14 protein-coding genes are annotated in these 24,137 nt (G+C 38.9%); 10 read left to right on the top strand and 4 right to left on the bottom strand.

All coding sequences use genetic code 11. The annotated features are described in order from the left end of the window. Positions 1-148 precede the first annotated feature (148 nt). Positions 149-1,909: a hypothetical protein gene (locus VB693_RS08550; RefSeq protein WP_323265885.1), complete on the bottom strand. Its 1,761-nt coding sequence runs from the start codon at positions 1,907-1,909 to the stop codon at positions 149-151. Positions 1,910-2,334: 425 nt separating this feature from the next. On the opposite strand from VB693_RS08550, the gene VB693_RS08555 reads away from it, so the two are divergent. Together VB693_RS08555 and VB693_RS08560 are read left to right on the top strand one after the other, a co-directional pair. Then, positions 2,335-3,561, top strand: coding sequence for a succinate--CoA ligase subunit beta (locus VB693_RS08555; protein ID WP_323265886.1), 1,227 nt, complete (start codon positions 2,335-2,337; stop codon positions 3,559-3,561). Positions 3,562-3,751: 190 nt separating this feature from the next. Then, positions 3,752-4,633, top strand: a complete 882-nt coding sequence (locus VB693_RS08560) for a CoA-binding protein (protein ID WP_323265887.1) — start codon at positions 3,752-3,754, stop codon at positions 4,631-4,633. Between the two features lie 393 nt (positions 4,634-5,026). Here the strand turns inward: VB693_RS08560 and VB693_RS08565 are convergent, their stop codons facing one another. Next, positions 5,027-5,905, bottom strand: a complete 879-nt coding sequence (locus VB693_RS08565; protein ID WP_323265888.1) for an aspartoacylase — start codon at positions 5,903-5,905, stop codon at positions 5,027-5,029. 501 nt (positions 5,906-6,406) lie between these two features. Between VB693_RS08565 and VB693_RS08570 the strand changes: the two genes are divergently transcribed. Both VB693_RS08570 and VB693_RS08575 read left to right on the top strand, forming a co-directional pair. Next, complete coding sequence (locus VB693_RS08570; protein WP_323265889.1) at positions 6,407-7,309, top strand: LysR substrate-binding domain-containing protein; 903 nt, start codon at positions 6,407-6,409, stop codon at positions 7,307-7,309. A gap of 145 nt (positions 7,310-7,454) precedes the next feature. Then, positions 7,455-8,006 carry a hypothetical protein gene (locus tag VB693_RS08575; RefSeq protein ID WP_323265890.1) on the top strand — a complete coding sequence of 184 codons (552 nt, stop codon included), beginning with the start codon at positions 7,455-7,457 and terminating at the stop codon, positions 8,004-8,006. A gap of 194 nt (positions 8,007-8,200) precedes the next feature. On the opposite strand, the gene VB693_RS08580 is transcribed toward VB693_RS08575, so the two are convergent. Together VB693_RS08580 and VB693_RS08585 are read right to left on the bottom strand one after the other, a co-directional pair. Then, positions 8,201-10,267 (bottom strand): S9 family peptidase, encoded by a 2,067-nt coding sequence (locus VB693_RS08580; RefSeq protein ID WP_323265891.1) that lies wholly within the window; start codon positions 10,265-10,267, stop codon positions 8,201-8,203. A gap of 48 nt (positions 10,268-10,315) precedes the next feature. After that, the gene (locus tag VB693_RS08585) at positions 10,316-11,062 is read right to left on the bottom strand and encodes a hypothetical protein (RefSeq protein WP_323265892.1); all 747 of its coding nucleotides are present in this window, start codon (positions 11,060-11,062) and stop codon (positions 10,316-10,318) included. Positions 11,063-11,288: 226 nt separating this feature from the next. On the opposite strand from VB693_RS08585, the gene hemE reads away from it, so the two are divergent. From hemE to VB693_RS08615, 6 genes are all read left to right on the top strand, one after another. Continuing rightward, complete coding sequence (gene hemE, locus VB693_RS08590) at positions 11,289-12,341, top strand: uroporphyrinogen decarboxylase (protein WP_190700944.1); 1,053 nt, start codon at positions 11,289-11,291, stop codon at positions 12,339-12,341. A gap of 128 nt (positions 12,342-12,469) precedes the next feature. Further along, the gene (locus tag VB693_RS08595) at positions 12,470-13,423 is read left to right on the top strand and encodes an NAD(P)-dependent oxidoreductase (protein WP_323265893.1); all 954 of its coding nucleotides are present in this window, start codon (positions 12,470-12,472) and stop codon (positions 13,421-13,423) included. A 210-nt stretch (positions 13,424-13,633) separates the two neighbouring features. Beyond that, the gene (locus VB693_RS08600; protein ID WP_416233375.1) at positions 13,634-15,931 is read left to right on the top strand and encodes a TOMM precursor leader peptide-binding protein; all 2,298 of its coding nucleotides are present in this window, start codon (positions 13,634-13,636) and stop codon (positions 15,929-15,931) included. Between the two features lie 107 nt (positions 15,932-16,038). Beyond that, positions 16,039-17,124, top strand: coding sequence for an amidohydrolase family protein (locus tag VB693_RS08605; RefSeq protein ID WP_323265895.1), 1,086 nt, complete (start codon positions 16,039-16,041; stop codon positions 17,122-17,124). Between the two features lie 45 nt (positions 17,125-17,169). Further along, positions 17,170-18,174 (top strand): hypothetical protein, encoded by a 1,005-nt coding sequence (locus VB693_RS08610; RefSeq protein WP_323265896.1) that lies wholly within the window; start codon positions 17,170-17,172, stop codon positions 18,172-18,174. A 176-nt stretch (positions 18,175-18,350) separates the two neighbouring features. Continuing rightward, on the top strand, positions 18,351-24,131 hold the full coding sequence (locus tag VB693_RS08615; protein WP_323265897.1) for an AAA family ATPase: 5,781 nt from the start codon (positions 18,351-18,353) through the stop codon (positions 24,129-24,131). Positions 24,132-24,137: the final 6 nt, after the last annotated feature.

Below are 24,137 nucleotides of genomic sequence, written 5' to 3' on the forward strand. Positions count from 1 at the left end.
CCAGAGCCGACACCAGAACCGACACCAGAACCTATACCAGGAATACCAAAAACTAACGCACCCTAAACTTTCTGCACATGAAAATTACGAGACGTGATGAGTAAAACCCACAGATAAACCCAAAATTCTAAGGTATGTATGTGATTTATTAACCTTGCGGTGTACGTATATAAATTACCTGATTTTCCGTGTTGTAAATAAACAAAGGCAGATTGGCATTTTCACTAATTACTGTTAAAGCTTCCTGTAAGATTTCCCAGTGATTTGTAACGTCAACAATAGCACTGCTATTGTTAGTCGTGGCTTCGGATATACCACTTTGCAGCATTTGTTCGTATTCAGGAGTAATCCTGACACTAATTCCCTTTTCATCTACTGTAAAATTACAAATTCTAATTTCACTAGAACAGGTTTTATTTAAATCTGTACGGGTTTGCTGCCAAGCACTATTTAGTTGCAGTTTCTCTTGTGCTTGCTTGAGAGAGGCTGAGTATGGTGCTATGGCACTCTGAGCTTGATTGTAGTAGAGACTGTCATTAGAGACTTGTTTAGCCGCCTGTAAAGCCTGCTCCCAATATATGACAGCTGCTTGCCATTGTTGTTGTTGTTCGTAAGCTTTGGCTTGCTTGGCAATGCTTATAAGTTGTTGGTAGCTTTTAGCTCCTAGTTCTTCTATGGTGACGCGATCGCGCGCTCTGGCTAATTTAGGTTTATATTCTAGTAAAAGCTGTTGTGCCTCTTGGTATCCCGGACTAGTCTGGGGAATAACATTCAAAGCATTAACGACTATTTGCCAAGTAGACTGTACTTTTTGCCAATCTTGGATAGTTTTAGCCGTGCTTTCACGCCTTGCTGCTACACCCGCCACAGCTTTCGCATCCACCAGTTTTTTTAGCCATTTTTCTTCAGTCAGTATTTGCTGATTGACAGTTTTTAAGTTGGCACGATATCTCAGTAATCGTGGCTGCACTAGTCGGTAAAGTTCATTATTGGCATTAACTAATTCTAACGGTGCGATCGCCTGCCGCCATAAGTTTTGCCTAGCTTTTAATTCTTCTGGGCTATTGGCAGGTGTTTTCATCTTTTGTTCTGCCACAGTAGCAGCTTCTAAAGCTTTTAGCACCTGATTAATTTTTTCCGACTGTACAGACAAACTGGATTTGAGTTCTTCAGCTTGCTGATAATGCGGTGACCACAAGGGGATAACTGTTAAGGCAGCACTGGCGGTTTCTAGCTGCTGTGTAATTGCAGCTAATTCATTGTCTGACTTAGCGCGACTTATTAGCTGTCTAGACTGAGTTTTGAGTTCTTCAGCCGTTTGCATCTCTCTACACTCAGACATCACACAAGGACGAGTCAGTACATAAGCACCGACACCACCTACAAGGACAATTCCTATCAAAGCCATACCCAGGAAAATAGGCGAAATTTGCCTGCGGTGTGGAGTTGTTAATAAATCTGGTGTACCCGCTAAAGGGTCAAATATTTCTTCTTCAGTTTCATCTTCAGTCTGACTAACTGGAGGGGAATAAGCCAGAGGATATGCCCCAGGTAGTGCTTCCTCAGCTATTTCATTTTCCTCCTTGACTGGAGTTTCTATCTGCTCATAACCCTTCATCATTAGGGAGCGTTTAGCATAGGGAAGTTTTTCACCCAACATTCTCAAGAAGCACTGAATTTGTTGCTCTCTATAAGGTGCTAGGGACTGAATAACTTCCTCAATCACGGAAAAAACTTGTTCTGTGTCAACTTTTATACTGACTGGATGTTGAGTAAGAATCATCAACTCGTCTTTGTTGACAGCACACTTAATCTGGAAAACTTCACCAGATGGGACTTCTGCTAGGAATTGTTCCTGCAAGGTTCTGGCTAAGATTTGCAAATCTTCCTGCTGGACTGCTACTGTCATAGAGCTTTCCTGCTGGTTGTCTATATTATATTTTTTATGTTTGAGAGACCCAAATGAAGGTTGCTCATTGATTGAATGCAGATGCACAGTTTAACCAACCATAATCATAAAATCCAATAGACCAACTTTTTAACACACAATTTGGAGTTGTCACCAAAAATTCAACTGCTACATCGAATCAACGCAGGTTTTATTCTATATTAGTAAATTCACCGATATTGTTTATGACGAAATTCCAACACAATACTAAGGAGTTAGTGCTAAAAATTAAATGTGCTGTATTGGCTCAATTCGATAGAATTGATACGTGAAAAATAAGTTTTTATAGTTGCTCAAGGCTGGATTATTTAATTGGGGTGCAGTCAAAAACTAAAAAACAGCACCAAAAATAATTCTCTGAAAGTATAAATATCAGGTGCGTAACAATGGATTTATTGGAATATCAAGTTAAAGAATGGTTTGGGGAAATAGGCATTCCCGTATTGCCTTCCCAACGCATAGACCATCCTACAGATTTAAAACGCCTGAAAATTCGCTATCCGATTGTGCTGAAATCGCAAGTACACGCTGGAGACAGGGCAAAAGCAGGAGGAGTCAGGATAGTAGAAACAACCATTGATGCTGTCGCGGCTGCCCAAAACATCTTTAACTTGCCCATTTGGGGCGAATTACCAGAAGTTGTGCTAGCAGAATCTAAGTACGATGCTAGTCAAGAGTTTTATTTAGCAGTAGTTTTAGATACGGCTATTTGCCGACCAATTCTTTTAGGTTGCCAAGAACCGGATGTTGATTGGGAACTAGCAGGCGAAAAAATGCAGCACGTTGTTGTAGAACAAGAATTTTCGCCTTTTTATGCCCGCAGGCTGGCTTTAAAAATGGGTTTACAAGGCACACTGATGCAGTCGGTAAGTACCGTTTTAGAGAAAATGTATCAGTTATTCATCCAAAAAGACTTAGATTTAGTGGAAATTAATCCCTTGGCCATTAATACCTCTGGGGAAGTGATGGCACTCAATGGTAAAGTCAGGGTGAATGAACGGGCAATTGGTCGGCATCCAGAAATTGCGGCAATGGCAGCGAAAATAGCCAATTATCATGGCAAAAATCAGATCAATTCCCGGTTTGGTGAGTGGGATAGTCTAGCGATGCAGGGCAAAATTGGTATTTTAGGCAATGGTACAGGTTCGATGATGGCAACCTGTGATTTAGTGGCTAGTGCGGGAGGTAAACCAGGAATGTGTTTAAATCTCCGACACGCTTCGATTATTGATACATCACCAACCACGTTTTGCGATCGCTTAGTTAAAGGTTTAAATATCCTAGCTGCTGATAAAAGTATTCAGGTCATACTCATTAATCTTCTCGGTAGTATTCCCCAACCAGAAGCCGCAGCCACAGCGATTGTTGATTTTGCATTAGGTAACAAAGGTGAACTACCATCATCGGTGGTACGCTCTAAGGGCAATAAACGAGAGCATCTGTTACCATACTTAGTCATTCGTCTAGCTGGTTCAGAGCTAAACACCGTTAAAAACGTTTTAGCACCATTAGAAGCTCATGATGATGGACTGATAGTGGTGGAAAATTTAGATGAAGCTGTAGCCGCAGCAGTTAGTCTGGTCAAATCACCCGCCTATAAGAAAGCTTCCTAGCTATTAGAGGTTACAGGTTACAGGTTACAGACTATGATCATTTTCCCAATTCCCAATCCCCAGGAGTTATTTAATTAATTTTGACTTACCCTTCGGGTACTCCTGCGGAGAACTCGTAGAGTAGCCGCTTTTGCGTCTATGACTTTTGACTTTTGACTTGATTTGTCCCCATTCTCCATTCCCATCTTTTATGAACTTAACGCCAGATAGCAAAGTTATTATCCAAGGCTTCTATGAATTTATTTCAGAAAATCATATTGCTCAAATGAAAGCTTATGGTACAAATGTAGTTGCTGGTGTCGATCCTGGATGTGGTGGACAGGAAATTTACAATCTACCTGTATTTGACTTGGTAGAGGAGGTAGTAGAGAAATTCGGCACAATTGATACAACAATTATTTGCGTACATCCATACCAAGTTCTAGATGCGGCTTTAGAGGCGATCGCCTCGCATATCAGTCAAATTATCATCATCTCTGCGGGTGTGCCACCTTTAGATATGGTGCAATTACTCCGCAAAGCTGAAGCCGGTGAAACTCTAGTCGTCGGCCCCAACAGTCCCGGAATTATTGTGCCAGGAAAAATCCTTTTAGGCACACAACCAAGTGAATTTTATACGCCAGGTTCGGTAGGAATTGTGAGTCGCAGCAGCACTCTGACCTATGAAGTTGCTTGGGAACTGACAAAAGCAGGCTTGGGGCAATCGATTAGTGTCAGTATTGGTAGTGATGCCATTGTTGGTTCTTCGTTTTTGCAATGGCTGCAAATTTTAGATGAGGATGACAGTACCGAGGCGATCGTTTTAGTCGGTCAACCAGGCGGGGGTAGTGAAGAAGCCGCAGCTAGGTACATCACTGAAGCCATCGATAAACCAGTTGTTGCTTACATCGCAGGTAGACAAGCACCACCGGGGAAAACTTGGCGACAAACTGGTACTTTAGTTACCGTTGTTGGTCGTCCACCTAACTTTGGTACTGCACAATGCAAAATCGCCGCTTTTGAAGCCGCAGAAGTTCCTGTGGCGGAACGTCCTTCTTTGATTCCCGACTTGTTAAAGAAGGCAATTCATTGATGGTACTTGCTTGGTTTATTGAGTTAACTAATCAATTAAACCTGCTTCTCTAGCGCGAATTTTAGTAACAACTCTAATGTTTTTTCCTTGATTTCTTAATTCGGCACAATCAATACCTAAAGCTGCTTGCAGTCTATCCCACTGGTTACGTACCGTGCGTTCAGATACACAAATATGTGCTGCGATCGCTTTATCTTGGAATCCTTCATTAAAGGCTAGGCCTAGTAGTTGTAATATCTCTGGTTTAATATTTAATTTCTCATAGATATCTGTAATCTCTTGAATACGAGTAAATCCCTTTTGCTAAAGATTGACTCATGTTTTTATGTCTGGATGGTTAATTGAGATGATTTATGCTTGTATGAAAACGTTGCAATACAACGTCTTGAAAAATTAAAGATTAATAATTTCTTTTTCGGTCAAACACATAGCAACGCCTTTCTCATAGTAAGCTGCTTCGTTAATAAAAATAGGGTAGACTGTAGATGTGCCTTCATAGGCGATCGCTTTACCTTCAAATGTTAAAAATATAGGATCACCTGGATGAAGTGGTTCATAATCACGAGACTGGATTTCAGGGTGAATCATTGCCTGAATTTCGCCTTGTTCATTTCGGGGATAATCTATAGAACATAAAAATTTATACAGAGTGAGTGTATTATTACTTTCCCCAATATCACCGCGATTATATCGTTCTAAATAATCTAAAATTTCGTAAATCAGTTTTTCTGTGTTTTGAAATAATTTTGCATCTAATACACCTTGAGCTACAGCCCCCACTTCAATTACAAAACCTAATTCACTAAGGGAACGGAGAAAATTACTACCTTGCTCTGGTATCGTATGACAAACCTTTACTAAAGGATTAATTGCACTCAGATAAGCAGACAATTGTAATAGAAGTGGATGCTGATTGCCTATAATAATACTCAGTCCCATATTGGCAGTTGTACTGTGTAAATCAACAATTACATCTGCCTTAGTTTTATTATCTTCTCCTAAGATTTTAGAGATATTTTTTGCCCGTATATCTTCATAACTAGACAGATTAGTATTTTGTAAGTCTCCACTTAAAAAACAACGGTTTAAATCTTTTTCAATGTAGCGTCTACCTGCGGCAAAGGCTTGAGGATTACCTAATAACGTCACAGTTTCAAAGCTATATTTTTGAATTAATTGCGGAAATTTTTCAAATTTTTTAATTAGAAATGCACCTGTAAATTCATTCCCATGTGTTCCACCAACCAGGGCAACACGATTAATTTTATTCATAAAATATTCCTCAAAGTGTAGAAAATAGTCTCAATTTAGTAAGTGGGAGAGTAGAAAGTCAGGGAAAATCGCTTTGATGCTCGGTCATAGAAATAATTTTATTGGGACTGCTTCCTGTTTCATGCCAACTATAAATTTAGTCTTTGTTGATAAAATTTTCTTGTATGATTAGCAGCGTACCTAATATTTCTAAGATGTGCAATACCAATTTCATTAATGGAATTATATTTTAAATATATACTTTTATTCATTCTCCAGAATCAAGCAATAGATGCAAACCTGGAAACCCAGGCTATATCTGCTTTTATTAAGTTTAAATTTTGTATTTCTCCCCTACGGACACTTTATGAACGAAAAAACCGTAGTAGTGCATTCAGTTTAAATTGATGGATAAGCACGTTCGTAGTAAGGACTTTAGTCCTGATTGTTCTAAACACTAAAGTCCTTACTATAACCCCCAAAACTAACTTAAAAAAGTCATAAATTGGGATTATACTAGTAATGATTGAAATTCGACATTTGCGATATTTTATTGCTGTAGCAGAAGAACTAAACTTTAGTCGGGCGGCAGAACGCTTAAATATTGCTCAACCACCTCTAAGCCAACAAATTCAAGCCTTAGAAGCAGAATTAAGACTACAACTATTTGAGCGTCATCGGCGGCCACTGCGCTTAACGTGTGCGGGGAATGTGTTTTTAGAAGAAGCACGTTTAGTTTTGGCAACTTTAGAAAAAGCAATTATCTCAGCACGCCAAGCAAGTCTAGGAGAGATTGGCAGTTTGATAGTGGCAGTGAATAGTTCGATCGCTAATAGTGTTTTACCAGAAATTTTGCGAACTTTTCGCGATCGCTATCCCCAAGTTAGGCTGATTTTGCGTGAGGTGATGTCTTCACAACAATCACAACAGCTACACAACTGCAAAATTGATGTTGGTTTTGATTGTTTACTCAGCAACGGTAATACTGGGTTGAATTCTTTAGAAATTCTGCAAGAACCAATAGTCATTGCTTTACCAGAAAACCATCCCCTAGCAAAACAACCCCAAATCCCCCTTAAAGCTTTAGTAGATGAACCTTTTGTTTTACCTTCACCCGATGTAGTTCTTTCCTACGGTCAAATTATTGAGCTTTATCAAGAGGAAGTCGGTTTACCACCAAAAGTAGTCCAAGAAGCAACTTGGATGATTACAGTTTTGAGTTTAGTTGCTGGGGGAGTGGGTGTAACATTGCTACCAGCTAACGCCCAAAACCTACAACGCACGGGAGTTGTCTATAGACCTATACAGGGCAAAAACCTGACTCGACCCATAGCCGCAGTTTGGCGCAGTGATGATATGTCTGTGATTTTGCAGAACTTTTTGCAGGTAATTAAAGATGTGGTTGGAGCGGAGATAACAGATTAATTTGCGTAAAAAGTTTTTTTGAAGGTGATTGTTAATTATAGGATTTCACCTCGATTGTATTTAACCCAAAGTTTCAATTTTTATGCAATGGCCAATTTGGGCTGTGTCTGGTGAAATTCATCCTACATATTGATTGGAGCATATTATGACGAAAGTAAAAATTCAGCTTGTGAATGTTCAATGCAAAGATACTGAAGATGTCACAGGTGCTGATGAGTTATATCTAGTCGGTGCATTGGTAGGAGGTAAAACTACCAAGGCAATTTTGACAACTCCCATGTCTATTAATGATGGAGAAGTTAAAAGATTTAAGCCAGACCAATCCATTTTATTTGAAGGCGACGTACCCGCAGGGGAAAGCGTTAAAGGAGGAATCAAAACTTACGACGAAGATGCTGCCAAAGACTGGTCTAAGTATGGTGATACAATTACAGGTATTACCAGTGCTGTATCCGCCGTTTTATCAGCAGCCGGCCCTAAAGGAGTATTGGCAGGAACTATACTTTCCGCTTCTGTCAAGGGAGTAGGTATTCTTGCTAGTTTAGATAAAGATGACTTACTTGGTTCTACGGAATTAGTCATATCTTCCACAGGCCCAGCATTTGAAGAAGTTTCTTGGAGATTTAAGAAAAAAGGTAGCTTTTTAGGTTACTCAAACTGGGATTACACACTTAAGTATCGAATTACTCGTTCTTGACATCCTCTCTACCGTGTACACACAAATCATCTGATCCCCCTAAATCCCCCTTTTAAGGGGGATTTTGATTCTAGTTCCCTTGGAAAGGGAGGTTAGGAGGGATCAAAACGTTGTGGGGCAAGTATATAAGACTTGTGTGTACACCATAGCCCCAAAAGGTGAGCGTGCGGAGTATGTCACTTTTGCACAGACAGCTAAACCAAACCCAATCGATCCAAAATAAAGGCATACTCAAAAGCTAACTCTTTTAAGCTTTCGTAACGCCCAGATGCACCGCTATGTCCAGCATCCATATTGGTTTTCAGCAAGAGAATGTTATTGTCTGTTTTGAGTTCTCGTAGTTTGGCTGTCCATTTGGCAGGTTCCCAATATTTGACGCGGGAATCATTTAACCCGGCGGTGATTAACAAATCGGGGTAATCTTGGGCTGCGACATTATCGTAGGGTGAGTAAGACTTCATGTAGTCATAGTAGACTGGATCATTAGGATTTCCCCATTCTTCCCATTCCATTGCTGAGAGGGGTAAAGATGTATCTAGGATTGTACTCACCACATCGACAAACGGCACATTAGCCACAACTACCTGAAATAAGTCAGGACGCAGATTAATCACTGCACCCATTAATAAACCGCCTGCACTACCGCCTGTAATGGCTAGGTGTGTATTTGCTGTCCATCCTTCGTTAATCAAATATTCGGCACAGGCTATAAAATCGGTGAAGGTGTTGTTCTTGTGGAGGAATTTGCCATTTTCGTACCATTTGCGCCCCATTTCTTCCCCGCCGCGAATATGCGCGATCGCAAATACTACGCCTCGGTCTAATAATGTTAGTCTAGTTGAAGAGAATGATGCGGGGTAAGAAGCACCGTAAGAACCATAGCCTGTGAGTAATAAGGGATTTTTTCCGTCTTTTTTAATTCCCTGTTTGTAAACAATCGATATGGGAACTTGTGTACCATCTTCGGCTGTAGCCATCAACCATTCACTACGATATTGAGTTAAGTCATAGCCGCCAAGCACTTGGGTTTGTTTTTTCAATTCCCGTTCTTGCGTTTCCATATCGTAATCGAAAACAGATGGCGGTGTAATTAACGAAGTGTAATTAAAACGCAAGATAGTAGTATTAAATTCCGGATTACTACCTTCGGAAAAAGCGTAGGTAGGTTCAGGAAAGATAATATTACTTTCATCATCTGTTGATAGATTTTGAACTCTGGCAGTTTGCAATCCATCTTTGCGTTCATAAATTACCAAGTGATTAGCAAACAAACTAATTCCTGATAGCAAAACATCTTCACGGTGAGGAATTACGGTTTGCCAGTTATCTTTTGCTATTGCAGTTAAGGGAGTTTTCACTAACTTAAAATTAGTGGCTACTTCATTGGTAACGATGTAGAAGTAATCACTATGATGGTCTACATCGTATTCTATTCCTGGGTGACGTGGGTAAATGATCTGAAAATCACTACGGGGATTATTGGCATCTAGATAGTGAACTTCTGTGGTGATGCTGCTCCGCAAAGTCATCAAAATATATGCTTGAGAGCGAGTATTATCAACGTATAAAGCGTAAGCCTCATCCGGTTCATGATAAATTAACTCATCGGACTCTGTTGATGTGCCGAGAGTATGTCTAAATAATTGGTAAGGACGGTTAGCCGTATCAATTTTGGTATAAAAACCTGTTTGATTATCGTTACCCCAACAAAAAGAAAAATAAGTATCAGCAATAGTTTCTGGATAGAAATGACGTGTATTTAAATCTAGAAAGAAAAGTGTATATCTTTCAGAACCGCTAGTATCAAATGAATAGGCGAGAATTTGATGATTAGGGCTAATATCAAATACACCCAATTCAAAAAAATCATGCCCGGCTGCTAATTCATTTTCATCTAATAGCACTTCTTCAGGCGCATCTAAACTACCTTGTTTACGGCAATAAATGCGATAAGCTTTTCCGGCTTCAGTTCGCGAATAATAATAGTAATTATCTTTGCGGTATGGTACTGAGAGGTCAGTTTCTTGAATGCGCGAAAGCATTTCATCATAAAGCTGAGTTTGCAGCGTCTCTGTATGCTGCATCATCGCTGTAGTGTAGGCATTTTCTGCGTCTAGATATGCAACTACTTTGGGGTTATCAATGTCGCGCAACCAAAAGTAGTTGTCTAAACGGCGATCGCCATGTAACTCTAAAACCTGGGGCTGTTTGTCAGCAACAGGAGGCTGAATATTTTTCTGTAACACCCGATCTTTTGTCATCCTTCTGTAACCTTTTATCCCATGTCAACCAACTAGCCACCCAAAAATTTAGGATGAGCGAGGAATTCCAGCCTGACGTTGTAATTGTTTTCTCAAAGTACACAAGCCAATTGCTGGTATAACTCCGAGAATCATAGCTGTAAATCCTTGTTCAATCCAATACATTCCTGCTGCTGGAATCAAATTTTTCATCAAAGAAAGCAACCAAACTACCAGACTAATACAGAAGAAGGAAAAAGAGGGGAAAAAATTCCACCACCAAGTTTTGACTGTATAACGCCGCAAGACTAACCATTGCAACAACCCCAGCCAAATCCCTGAAAGAATATAGAGAAATGTTGACAAAAAACCTAAAGTCAAACTAGCTTCAGTAGTTAAGGTTTGAGCAGATGAATTAGCCAGAGTAGCAATATAGTTAATCCAAGCGGTTGATACACCATTAGCTAGTAGCCAACCGATACTCGTAGCCAGTATCCATAGCCAACCAGAGAGGTAACGGCGCATAACTAATGCTTGATCAGCAGCAAAAACTACCGCAAATACAATATTACCAAGCAATCTCACACAAAAACTCCATACTTGCGGCTGATTGGCAAAAGTAGGGAGCAGACTTTGCCAGAAAATTTTTTCTACAGCAATACTGACAATACCACCCACCACCCAACCCACAATAGTCATTAAGGTAAACTGCACAAAGAAGATCCGGCGTTGAGAACGGGGGATTAATAACCTGGCTGGGCGAGAATTACCATGAGCATCTGCAAAATGAGAGTAGTTATTAGAGTTGGTTTGCATATTAATTTAAGTTAAGAAATTTAAGCAAAGCAGTACCAATAAAACAACTTTTACCGCCAAGTTATGAAATGGGCATAGGGCATAGAGCATGGGGCATAGGTGTAAAATATTCACTTGTCCCCTGTCCCCTCTCTCCTGTCCCCTGTCTCCTCTATTTGATCAAGCGTAATCCCAGAATGATAAGCTAAACAGTGACATAAAAAAGTGACTTAGGATGAAGTGTTAAATGGGTGTTTCGTCAACGACTCCTCATCTTTTACGGGCTGCTCGTGGTGAAATTGTGGATCGTCCCCCTGTATGGATGATGCGACAAGCCGGACGATATATGAAAGCATATCGGGATTTAAGGGAAAAGTATCCTTCATTTCGCGATCGCTCCGAAATTCCTGAAGTAGCGATTGAAGTCTCCTTACAACCTTGGAGAGCTTTCCAACCAGACGGAGTAATTTTATTTTCCGATATCGTCACCCCCTTACCAGGTTTGGGGATTGAAATGGATATTGCGGAAGGTAAAGGCCCTATCATTCATGCGCCCATTCGCACTCAAGCACAAATTGACGCGCTGCGTCCTCTAGAACCAGAAGCGGCTCTACCGTTCATTAAAACCATATTGCAGGCTCTACGCCAAGAAGTAGGCAACAAATCAACGGTATTGGGCTTTGTGGGTGCGCCGTGGACATTAGCCGCCTATGCGGTGGAAGGTAAAGGTTCTAAAACCTATTCCATCATCAAAAATATGGCTTTCACACAGCCAGAGGTGCTGCATCAACTCCTAGCTAAATTAGCAGATGCGATCGCAGTTTATACCCGTTATCAAATCGATTCCGGCGCGCAAGTCGTGCAAATGTTCGATTCTTGGGCGGGATACCTCAGCCCCCAAGATTATGACACCTTTGCTCTCCCCTACCAGAAGCGAGTATTCCAGCAAGTCAAGGAAACTCACCCAGACACACCATTAATCTTACTAGTCAGTGGTAGCGCAGGCGTACTAGAACGCATGGCGCAATCTGGTGCGGATATCGTCACCGTAGACTGGACAGTAGACATGGCCGACGCTAGAGCCAGATTAGGTAAACACGTCAAAGTCCAAGGTAATCTTGATCCTGGCGTATTATATGGCTCAAAAGAGTTTATCCGCGATCGCATTATCGATACCGTTCGCAAAGCGGGTAACTGGGGACACATTCTCAACCTCGGACACGGTGTACACCCAGACACCCCAGAAGAAAACGTTGCCTTTTTCTTTGAAACAGCGAAACAACTTCATGCGGTTGTGTAGTCAAGAGTTAAAACTTCTCTTTCTCTGTGTCTTCCCTGCGGGACGCTCCGCGAATGTGTCTCTGTGGTGAAAAATATTCAACCACGGAGACACAGAGACACAGATTGTTTTACTTCTAGCTTTCTTTTATGACCAAGAAACGAATTTTAGTGACTGGTGCTAGTGGCTGTATAGGTCACTATATTAGTGAAGCCTTAATTCAAGAAACAGATGATGAATTATATTTACTAGTCAGAAATCCCCATAAATTGCAAGTTGATACCACGGTTCGTCCTGGTATTCATGTGTTGCAGGGTGATATGCAAAATATCAGCGAATTAGCTGACTTATTACCAACAATTGATGTTGCAGTTCTCACTGCTACGGCTTGGGGTGGTGAACAAACTTTTGATATTAATGTCTCTAAAACTTTAGAGTTACTCAGTTTATTAAATCCTGACAGTTGCCAACAAGTTATTTATTTTTCTACAGCTAGTGTTTTAGATAGCCACAATCAACCACTCAAAGAAGCTGGAGAAATTGGCACAGATTATATTCGTTCTAAATATGAATGTTTACAGAAGATATCAGAGTTAGCAATAGCATCTAAAATTACTACAGTTTTCCCGACTTTGGTTTTAGGTGGTGATGCTAAAAAACCCTATTCTCACCTCACAACAGGAATTCCCGAAGTTACCAAATATATTAATTTAATTCGCTTCTTAAAAGCTGACGGCAGTTTTCACTTTATCCACGGTCAAGATATTGCTAGCGTTGTTAAATATTTAATTGTTCATCCTCCCCAAAGCGATGCACCGCGCAGGCTAGTTTTAGGTCAGCATAAGTTAACAGCCGACGAAGCAATTGAAGAACTTTGCTCTTATTTCGGCAAAAAGATTTACTTCCGCATTCCCCTATCTTTATCCTTAGCTAATTTTATTATCGTTGTCTTTGGGATTCAGATGGCAGCTTGGGACAGATTCTGCATGAACTATCGCCATTTTACTTATGACACTGTGATTAATCCTAGTAGTTTTGAACTACCGAATTACTGTGCAACCATGAGTGATGTGTTAAAAATTAGCGGTGTTGGTAGGGCATAGGGATAATCTAATCATGCAGAGGCGCAGTCCTTTGGGCGGCTGTACCGACTTGAAGGAACTGCGAACCCGGAGGGAGGCACAGAGAATAAGAGTTTGAGAGAGATTTTTGCTTTCTCTCTGCGTGATCTCTTAACACCATATTTGCTTGTTAGTTAAGATATGTCAGAAAGAATAACCTCCCAGTATTTCCAGGTTTTTACTGACAAAACTATGTTCAATAAACCAAGGTTCAAGTCTTGTTACTCCGTTGAGACCATAGAACCAGACCAAGTGTTTATTTTATCTGAGAGAGAGGCGATTTGCTTGAGCGACGATCGCCTATCATTTCTCCTAGCTTCTCTCATCAAAGAAGGTAAATATAGCGTTGATGAAATTATTGACATCATTCAACTAGAACTACTACCCACAGAAAATTCAGATTTTTTTCAGAATGTTCTCAACGTCAGTATCAAAGCGCAATATGCCCTATTCCACATGGAACAACAGGGTTATCTAGAAGATGAATCCGAGCGATGGGCTTCGCCCCGCCAAAGGCGATCGCACCTAGCCATTTTCTGCCATCATCTCAATATTCCCCCAATAGTAGCTGCTCAACGGTTGCAATCAACAACAGTCGCTGTCAAAGCCTTTGGTTCTCTTCCCACCGATGACTTCATCACTATCCTCAAATCCCTAAATATTCAAGTCGCAGATACCGGAGATATCACCGTAGTCTTGACTGATGACTACCTCCACCCCGAACTAGCAGCATTTAACCAACAAGCCTTAAAGTTAGAATCGCCTTGGATGCTAGCCAACCCTCTGGGAACGATGGTTTGGATAGGGCCGATATTTCATCCCCAAAAAACTGCGTGTTGGGATTGTCTAGCCAACCGCCTACACAATAATAGACCAGTTACCAGTTTCATTCACCGACATAAACAGATTTCCTTATCCCCGCCTCTGGGATTCCTTACTGCTACAGTGCAAACAGCATTAGGAATGTTAGCTACAGAGGTTTTTAAGTGGATTATCCAAGGCAAAAATCAACGATTGGCCGGAAATCTCATCACCTATGACACCTTGACTCTCCAAACCCAAGACCATATTTTAGTGCAGCGTCCGCAATGTCATAGTTGCGGTAAACAAAATCACCAGCCATCACCAATTGTTTTAGAACACCGTCACAAAACTTTTACCGCAGACGGCGGACACCGTTCTTGTTCACCACAAGAAACTTTAAAGAAATACGCACATCATATTAGTCCCATTACGGGTATTGTGCGGGAATTGAGCAAAATACCGGGGAATAGCTTAACCCATACATACATTGCCAAGCATCATTTTCAGAGTCTTTTTGATGATTTAGCCAGTTTACGCCAAAATATCGGCGGTAGAAGTGCCGGTAAAGGTAGAACTGATACTCAAGCCAAGGCTAGCGGTTTTTGCGAAGCGATTGAAAGGTATTCTGGTATATTTCAGGGAGATGAAATTAGACATAAAAGCAGTTACGAACAGTTGGGGGAAAAAGCAATTCATCCCAATGACTGTATGAATTTTAGCCAAACACAATACCAGCACAGAGAGCAATGGAATGCTGAGTGTCAAGGATGGTTTCAGAAAGTCCCTGCACCTTTTGATACAACCAGAGAAATTGACTGGACACCAGTTTGGTCTTTAACCCATCAGGAATTTAAATATCTGCCAACTGCCTATTGCTATTATGGCTATCCCCAATCAGAGCAACGGGAATGTTGGGCAGACTCTAACGGCTGTGCCGCAGGTAATACCCTCGAAGAAGCCATTCTCCAAGGATTTATGGAACTGGTAGAACGGGATTGCGTGGCGTTGTGGTGGTACAATCGGCTACCAAAATCTCAAGTGGATTTAGATAGTTTCCATGAGCCTTATTTTCAAAGTTTGAACAAATATTATCAAGCTATTGACAGGCAGTTGTGGGTGATAGATATTACTAGTGATCTCAATATTCCTGCTTTTGCGGCCATTAGTCGCAGAACGGATCGAGAAGTAGAGGATATTATTTTAGGTTATGGTGTTCATTTTGACCCGAAGCTGGCTATTAGTCGAGCTTTAACAGAGGTGAACCAAATTCTACCGAATGTGTTAATTGCTAACGCCGATGGTAGTACCCAGTATCCTCCATCTAGCGATCGCCTAGCAATTGAATGGTGGAAGTCTGCGACTATCTCAAATCAACCTTATCTACTTCCCAACCCTCAAAGTGTTCCCAAAGTCTGTGCAGATTATCCCCAACTAGCAAGTGATGATCTTCTAGAAGATGTCAGGCTATGTCAAAAAATTGTTGAGCAAAATGGTCTAGAAATGCTCGTTCTAGATCAAACTCGCCCTGATATTGGCCTGAAAGTTGCCAAAGTGATTGTACCGGGAATGCGCCATATGTGGAAACGGTTAGATTCAGGACGGCTTTATGATGTTCCCGTCAAAATGGGTTGGTTACAAAAGCCTCTCACAGAAGAACAATTCAACCCCTATCCCATGTGGATGTAATTGACATCACTTTGTGATTGTTAAAAAACAATTCCCTAAATAGCAGATGACTAGACAGCAGATTACAAGACTTTCAACCCTGTTCCCTATCCCCTGTTCCCTTCTTTATGCTGAATGGATACAAAATTATTGATGCTGATTCCCATCTGATTGAACCGCCGCAGATGTGGGGAAAGTACCTTGCACCTGAATTTAAGCATTTTGCACCCTCAGCAGACATGAAAATTCAAGGAGAAGACATTGTAAATAAGATATCACCACAAGTGAGAGAAGAAGGCGATCGCCAGATGATGCAAACTCATCCCGAAGCTTATTTTCGTCGTTACGATGCCCAATCTCATCTCCAAGCAATGGTACAAATGGGGATTGATTTAGCCTTTATTTATCCCACTTATGGACTGTGGCTATTTGCTATTGATAGTATGCCCCCAGAAGTTGTAGGAGCTTTTACCCAAGCCTACAACACTTGGTTATATGAAGAATTTTGTAGTTATGCTCCAGATAAATTAAAAGGAGTCGGAGCAATTAATCTTCATGCACCAGAGCAAATGGTGTCAGAACTACATCGCATAGCCGAGTTTGGCTGGAAAGCTGTTTGTTTACGTCCCAACCCCATCAAAGGCAGAATCCTCAGTCATCCCAGCTATGAGCCATTTTGGACAGCCTGCGAGGAATTAGATATAACAGTGGGAATCCATGAGGGAACTCATAGTCAGTTACCAACTACAGGTGCAGATAGATTTCATACTCGTTTTGCCATGCACGCTTGTTCCCATCCTATGGAACAAATGATGGCCTTGTTAGCCTTGATTGAAGGCGGAGTTTTAGAACGTCACCCACAGTTAAGAGTTGGCTTTCTAGAGTCTGGTTGTGGCTGGCTTCCTTATTGGCTCTGGCGACTAGATGAAGAGTATAAAAATTTATATTTTGAGGTGAAAAATCAGATCAAAATCCAGCCATCAGAATACTTCCGCCGTCAATGTTTTGTAGCAATTGAAGCTTCTGAACCTTGCTTATCAGAAATTATCGAGTACATTGGTGCTAACAACTTCATCTTCGGCTCTGATTACCCTCATATGGATCATCAGACAGACGTTGTAAACAGGGTTTTAGAACTTGAAACTCTGTTATCTCCAGCAACAATTCAAAAAATTGTTTGGGATAATCCCCGCAGTTTTTACAGACTAGGCTAATACTTTTTTACTGAAATTCAACGACTAATTGCCAAGGAGGCTAAAATGCACATATTTACACCAGAACACTTAGAGAATTTGAAAAATTTATTTCCCAATTCTCCCATGTCCCATCACCAAGTAATGTTGAAAAAAAATCAATCCCTAGACGCAGAAACAACATTATTCCAAATACTCGCAATTGAAGAAGAATTTGGTAATCTCAAAAAGAAATTAGTCTATGGAACTAAAAAGGACTTAATTGCCTACTATCAAATTGCTGACAATAATTTGCCCACGGCAGGGACAGAAGTTAACAAAGATTTTGTAGACACAGATGATCCACGATTTTCCGCAGTTAGGTTTCTGTTACAATGCCGCCAACTCTCTCAAATCATGTCTTATACATGGTTAGACGAACAATCAATTCAAACATCTCCACAAAAAACACAGATAGAGTTAGTCAGAGAAATATTTAATTCGTATAATATTATCCCCGACACTTATTGGTTGGAGAATCATAATGGAAAATTGGAATTAACTTCAATACGCTCCCTGCAATTGAGTAAAAAGCTAATAGACTTAGACATAGAAGGTGAATACTTAATTCGACCTGAGTATGTAAGTTATGGTTCAATATCTTTGTCTCTTCTATTAAGTGGGCAAGCATACTATCAAGAAGGGAATCAATGGAAACAAATTTGGAAATCTATTTTAAGCACCTATGAAACGATTTGGGAGTATGCTTTAGATGTATCATGGGATACATTTTATGCTAGTCGAGTAGACCTTTCTCAAGCTGGTTATCCAGCAAGACCTCCTTATACAAAAGTGACTCTAGGTTATCCTTCTAGACCCTCTGAATTTAGTCTGACACAAGAAAACATCCAAAGATGGGCTGAAGCACATGAAACCGCACAAGATGAGCATCGAAAATTCCAGATAAAATTGCCATTTTATCCTGAAAGATACGAGGATAAAGAGCAGAAAATAGAAACTGAAGACTGGCAGCAGAAAAAATTAAAATTTGTTGCTGCTCCCTACCCCTATATTCCTCTCAGCACCACTTAATTAAATTTAGTTAATTGATTGATTGATTGTCTTGCCAGTTGATTAATTTTGTAAATAGTAAAATATAAAATACCCAAGCAGGTTGGCTAATTTTCACCAATCTGCTTATTTATTAAGATTAAAATCGGCAACAAAAAAGATGCTGTTAGTTCATAGTCTGTAATCACAATCTAAATATGATTCATCATCAAGATATTCTTCAACAAGACTACCAGATTCTTGAAAAAATATATGAAAGTGCTAATTCATTGATCTATCGAGGTATCATCAGACTTGAGCATCGACCCATTATTCTTAAAATTCTTAAAGATGATTACCCAAATCCCTCAGAACTTACCCGATATAAACAGGAGTATGAAATTACCAGTTCCCTAAAAAAAGAAGGCATTATTAATGCCTACAACCTACGGCGATATAAGAATAGTTTAGTAATGCTATTGGAAGACTTTGGTGGAGAATCTTTAAAATTTTTAATATCTAAGTACCAGTTGAAATTAGAAGAATTTCTGAGCATTGCCATCAAGATTACAGAGAGTTTAGCAGCTATTCACGCTGCTAATATTATTCATAAAGATATTAACCCCGCCAACATAGTTTATAACCAAAAAACAGGACAACTCAAAATTATTGACTTTGGTATTTCTACCAGTCTATCTCAAGAAAATCGGCAGATTTGTAATATTAATCAATTAGAAGGAACTTTAGCTTATATTGCTCCTGAACAAACTGGTAGAATGAACCGAGGCATAGATTATCGCAGTGATTTTTATTCTCTCGGTGTCACTTTCTATGAACTACTAACTCAACAAATTCCCTTTGTAACCAATGACCCGGTAGAATTAGTTCATTGTCATATAGCTCAATATCCAAAAAGACCTCATGAAATAATTTCTTCAATTCCTTTGGCAGTATCTAATATTGTCATGAAACTATTATCTAAAACCCCAGAAGAACGATATCAAAGTGATTGGGGAATCAAAGCAGATTTAGAAAACTGCCTCCAAAAACTAAATACTTTAGGACAAATTTCTTATTTTCTTTTGGGGAGTGAAGATATATCTGATAAGTTTCATATTTCTCAAAAACTCTACGGACGAGAACAAGAAATCACTCAATTGTTAAATACCTTTGAGCGGGTTTGTCAAGGTACTACTGAGATGATACTGGTTTCTGGTTATTCAGGTATTGGCAAATCTGCTTTAGTTAATGAGATTCACAAACCTATTACACGCGAACAAGGATACTTTATTACGGGTAAATTCGATCAGTTAAAGCGAGATATTCCCTATGCAGCAATCACACAAGCTTTTCAAGACTTAATTCGTCAACTCTTAAGTGAATCTGACACAAATTTAAAAACTTGGAAAGAGCAAATTTTAGCAAGCTTAGAACCTAATGCTCAGATAGTTATTGATGTAATTCCTCAACTAGAACAGATTATTGGTAAACAGCCCTCAATTGAGCAACTAGGAGCAACAGAATCTCAAAATAGATTTAAATTTTTCTTTCAGAAGTTTATTAGGGTTTTTAGTACACAAGAACACCCTTTAGTTATATTTCTAGATGATTTACAATGGGCAGATTTACCTTCTCTCAAGTTAATTGAGCTATTAATGACAGATTATGATAGTCAATATTTATTAATAATAGGAGCTTATAGAGATAATGAAGTGAGTTGCACCCATCCTTTAATGCTTACCCTAGAGCAAATTAATCAAGCAAGAGCAAAAACTAATTATATTAGTCTGAAATCTTTAGAGATTGACCACATCAAGCAATTAATTTCTGACACTCTAGGATGTTCAGTAGAGGATTCAACATCTTTGGCAGAGTTAGTTGCTCATAAAACTAATGGCAATCCTTTTTTCTTAAATCAATTACTTCAATCTTTACATAAAGATAAATTGCTTTTGTTTGACAATGATCGAGGTTGTTGGCACTGGGATATTGAACAGATTCAACGAGTTGGCATTACTGACAATGTAGTTGAATTAATGGTAAGAAAAATTAAAAACCTATTTAATACAACTCAAAATGTTCTAAAGTTAGCTGCTTGTATTGGTAATATTTTTGATTTAGATGTTCTCTCTCTCGTTAATAAAAAATCCCAAAAATCTACGGCTGAAGAATTACAGCCGGCAATCCAAGGAGGATTAATTGTTCCACTCAGTGATGAATATAAAATACCTTTACTTTGGAATCCTGAACAAATATTTATTAATGCTCCTGAAGCATCTGGCTCTTTAAAACCTAACTTCACTCAATCTATACTCTATAAATTCCTACATGATCGAGTACAACAAGCAGCCTATTCTCTGATTCCAGAAGACGAAAAAAAAGCAGTTCATCTTGAAGTAGGCCGTCTATTAATTAAAAATCATAATAAAGCAGAATTAGAAGAAAAAATATTTGATATTGCTAACCAAATTAACGAAGGTTCTCAATTAATTTTTGAACAATCAGAGAGAGATGAATTAGCTAGACTAAATTTACAAGCTGGTAAGAGAGCAAAAGCATCAACAGCTTATGATACAGCTTTGAGATATTTCGAGACTGGATTGAAACTATTGACATTAGATAGCTGGCAATATAACTATCGATTCACCTTGGAAATTCATTTAGAAACTTTAGAAGCTCTCTATTTAAATAACAAATTTGAAAAAATTGAGTCTTTGTCTACGATTGTTGAGCAAGCAACTAATAATTTTCTTGATAAAATCAAGATATATGAATTGAAAATTTTATCTTATTTTGCTCAATTTCAACTTCAAAAAGCTATTAACATTGCTTGTGAAACGTTGTTACAATTAAATATACAACTATCTCAATTAGTTATTAATGTCAGTGAACTAGAAAATAGACTTAAGCAAGAGCAGCAAAATGTAAAACTTATTCTAAAAGGAAAAAATATTGAAGATTTAATTGATTTACCTATAATGGATGACCCTGATAAATTAGGGATTATATTAATATTGCAGACTGTGATGAGTGCTACATGGACAACAAATTTTCCTTTGTTCGTCGAAATAATTTTAATTCAGCTTAATCTTTGTATTAAATATAATAATCCGCCTCAAGCTCCTGGTATTTATAGTTGTTATGGAATGCTACTATCTGGACTAATAAACGATATTGATTCTGGATATAAATTTGGCAAAACAGCTCTTAAATTATTAGAGAAATCCGTTAACCGCAAATCAGAATGTTTAGTTATGCACTCTTATTATGCCTTTGTATGGCACTGGAAAGAGTTGATAAATAAGCAAGCAGCAAAAGATCAATTACTAAATACTATAAAACAAGGTATAGATACGGGCAATAATGAATATGTTTGCTATATTGCTATGGACTATTGCTTGATAAGATTTTTTGGAGGATGTAATTTACAACAAGTTGAAAAAGATTATATAAAATATAATAAATTAATCAAAAAACTTAATCAAGAATATTCTAGTAATTACATAGAGGTGTGCCAAAATATTGTAGTAAATTTAACAAAAAAGCAAAATAAAGATTTTTTATTAATTGGAGATTCTCAGATTTCAGAAAATCAAGCTGTCGAAAAATATCTGGATGAAAAAAATAACTGGCTCTTATTTATTTACTATTTTGGTAAAACTTTTATATTTTATTTATTTAAAGATTATATTCAAGCTACTGCCAATGGCATCAGAAACCAAAAATATATAAAAGACTGTAGTGGATTTTTAGTAAATCCTCAATATATTTTTTATTCTTCTCTCTCTTTTATTGCTTATTCTCATGCTTGTGACATAAAGCAACAAAAAGAATTAGTTGAGCAAGTAGAGAAAAATCAGGAGAATATGAAAACTTGGGCTAAACAATGTCCAGAAAATTTTCAACACAAATATGATTTAGTCGCTGCTGAAAAAGCACGAATTTTAAAACAAACTTGGCAAGCAGAAGAACTGTATGAACGTGCTATTCAAGGTGCTAAAAAGTCTGAATTTATTCATGAAGAAGCACTAGCTTATGAACGAGCCTCAGAATTTTATTTCGACATTGGTAGGGAAGAAATTGGTCAGTTATATCTGAGAAATGCACACCATTGTTACACTTGCTGGGGAGCTAAAGCTAAAGTCAAGCAATTAGAAGATGAATATCCGCAATATTTTATCGGAACTATAAACCAAGGGATAGCTAAAACCTTTAGCCCAACTATCTCTACAACTGGAAGTGATGGAGAATTCCTTGATTTAACAACGGTTATTAAAGCATCTCAAGCCCTAGCCGAAGAAATTATTCTAGATAAGTTGTTGGCAAAGTTAATGAAAATCATGATTGAGAATGCAGGCGCACAAAAAGGCTTTTTGTTATTGCATTCTCAGGATGAGTGGGTAATAGAAGCGATCGCCACAACAACCGATATTAAAATACAATCTATATCAGTAAATTCACTAGATAACTCCACCCAAATACCCTTAGTTTCATCTGCTATCATTAACTATGTCGCCCGCACCCAGGAAAATGTGGTGCTTGATGATGCTACCCAAGACGGACAATTTACCCGCGATCGCTACATTATCGCTACCCAACCTAAATCAATTCTCTGCACTCCCTTACTCAATCAAGGGAAATTAAGCGGCATTGTCTATTTAGAAAATAATCTCACCACAAGAGCATTTACATCAGAGCGTGTCCAAGTATTAAATATCCTCTCTAGCCAAGCTGCTATTTCAATTGAAAATTCTCGCCTATACGCTACCCTAGAACAGAAAGTAAAAGAACGTACCCAAGAACTATCACAAACTCTAGAAATTCTCAAAGCCACTCAAGCCAAATTAGAATTTGAAAATGCTCTACTCAAAAGTGCGGAACAAGCCTCAACCTATGATTATCAGGTAGGCGGGAGTTTGCCAATTGATGCGCCTACCTATGTAGTGCGACAGGCTGACCGTTATCTCTACAAAGCATTGAAAAGTGGCGAGTTTTGTCATATCTTAAATACCCGACAAATGGGTAAATCAAGCCTGATGGTGCGGATGATGCACCACTTACAGCAAGAGGGTCTTTGCTGTGTTGCCATCGACATGACCAGAATTGGTAACGAAAACATCACTCCAGAGCAATGGTATAAGGGATTAGCTGTGGAACTGTGGCAAAGTTTTGACCTGCTAGACAAGGTGAACTTAAAAGCTTGGTGGCAAGAGAGACTGGATATTTCTGCTGTACACCGATTGAGTAGATTTATTGAAGAGGTTTTGTTAGGCGAAGTTAGATTAGCTGATAATACTCTTCCGCCTAAGATTGTCATCTTTTTCGATGAAATTGATAGTGTTTTAGGGTTAGATTTTTCAGTTAATGATTTCTTCGCCCTAATTCGCTCCTGCTACAATCAGCGCAATATTAATCCAGAGTATCAGCGATTGTGTTTTGCTTTATTTGGAGTTGCTACTCCTAGTGATTTAATCACTGATTACCGCAAAACGCCTTTTAATATTGGTCAAGCAATTCAACTGCACGGCTTCCAAATGCACGAAGCTCAACCCCTCGTGCAAGGATTGGCAGACAAAGTGAGCAACCCGCAAGCAGTGCTGCAAGAAGTCTTATTCTGGACTAATGGCCAACCGTTTTTAACTCAAAAGATTTGCCAGATGATCCGCAGTTTATCACCTTCTGTCCCTGAAAAAAGGGAAAAAGCATGGATTGAGAATTTTATCCGTACCAATATTATTGACAATTGGGAAGGACAAGACGAACCAGAGCATTTTCGGACAATTCGCGATCGCATCCTCAAAGGCGAACGGCAACATACTACAATGCTAGAACTGTATCAACAAGTTTTAGAGTTAGGACAAGTGATGGCAGATGATAGCCAAGATGAAAAAGAATTGATATTATCAGGGCTATTGATTAAGCAAGCAGGTTATTTAAAAACCCACAACCGGATTTATGAATTAATTTTTAACAATACTTGGATTGAAGGTAATAGATAATGAATT

It is taken from the genome of Anabaena sp. UHCC 0399, from assembly GCF_034931465.1.
GTDB lineage: Bacteria > Cyanobacteriota > Cyanobacteriia > Cyanobacteriales > Nostocaceae > Trichormus > Trichormus minutissimus.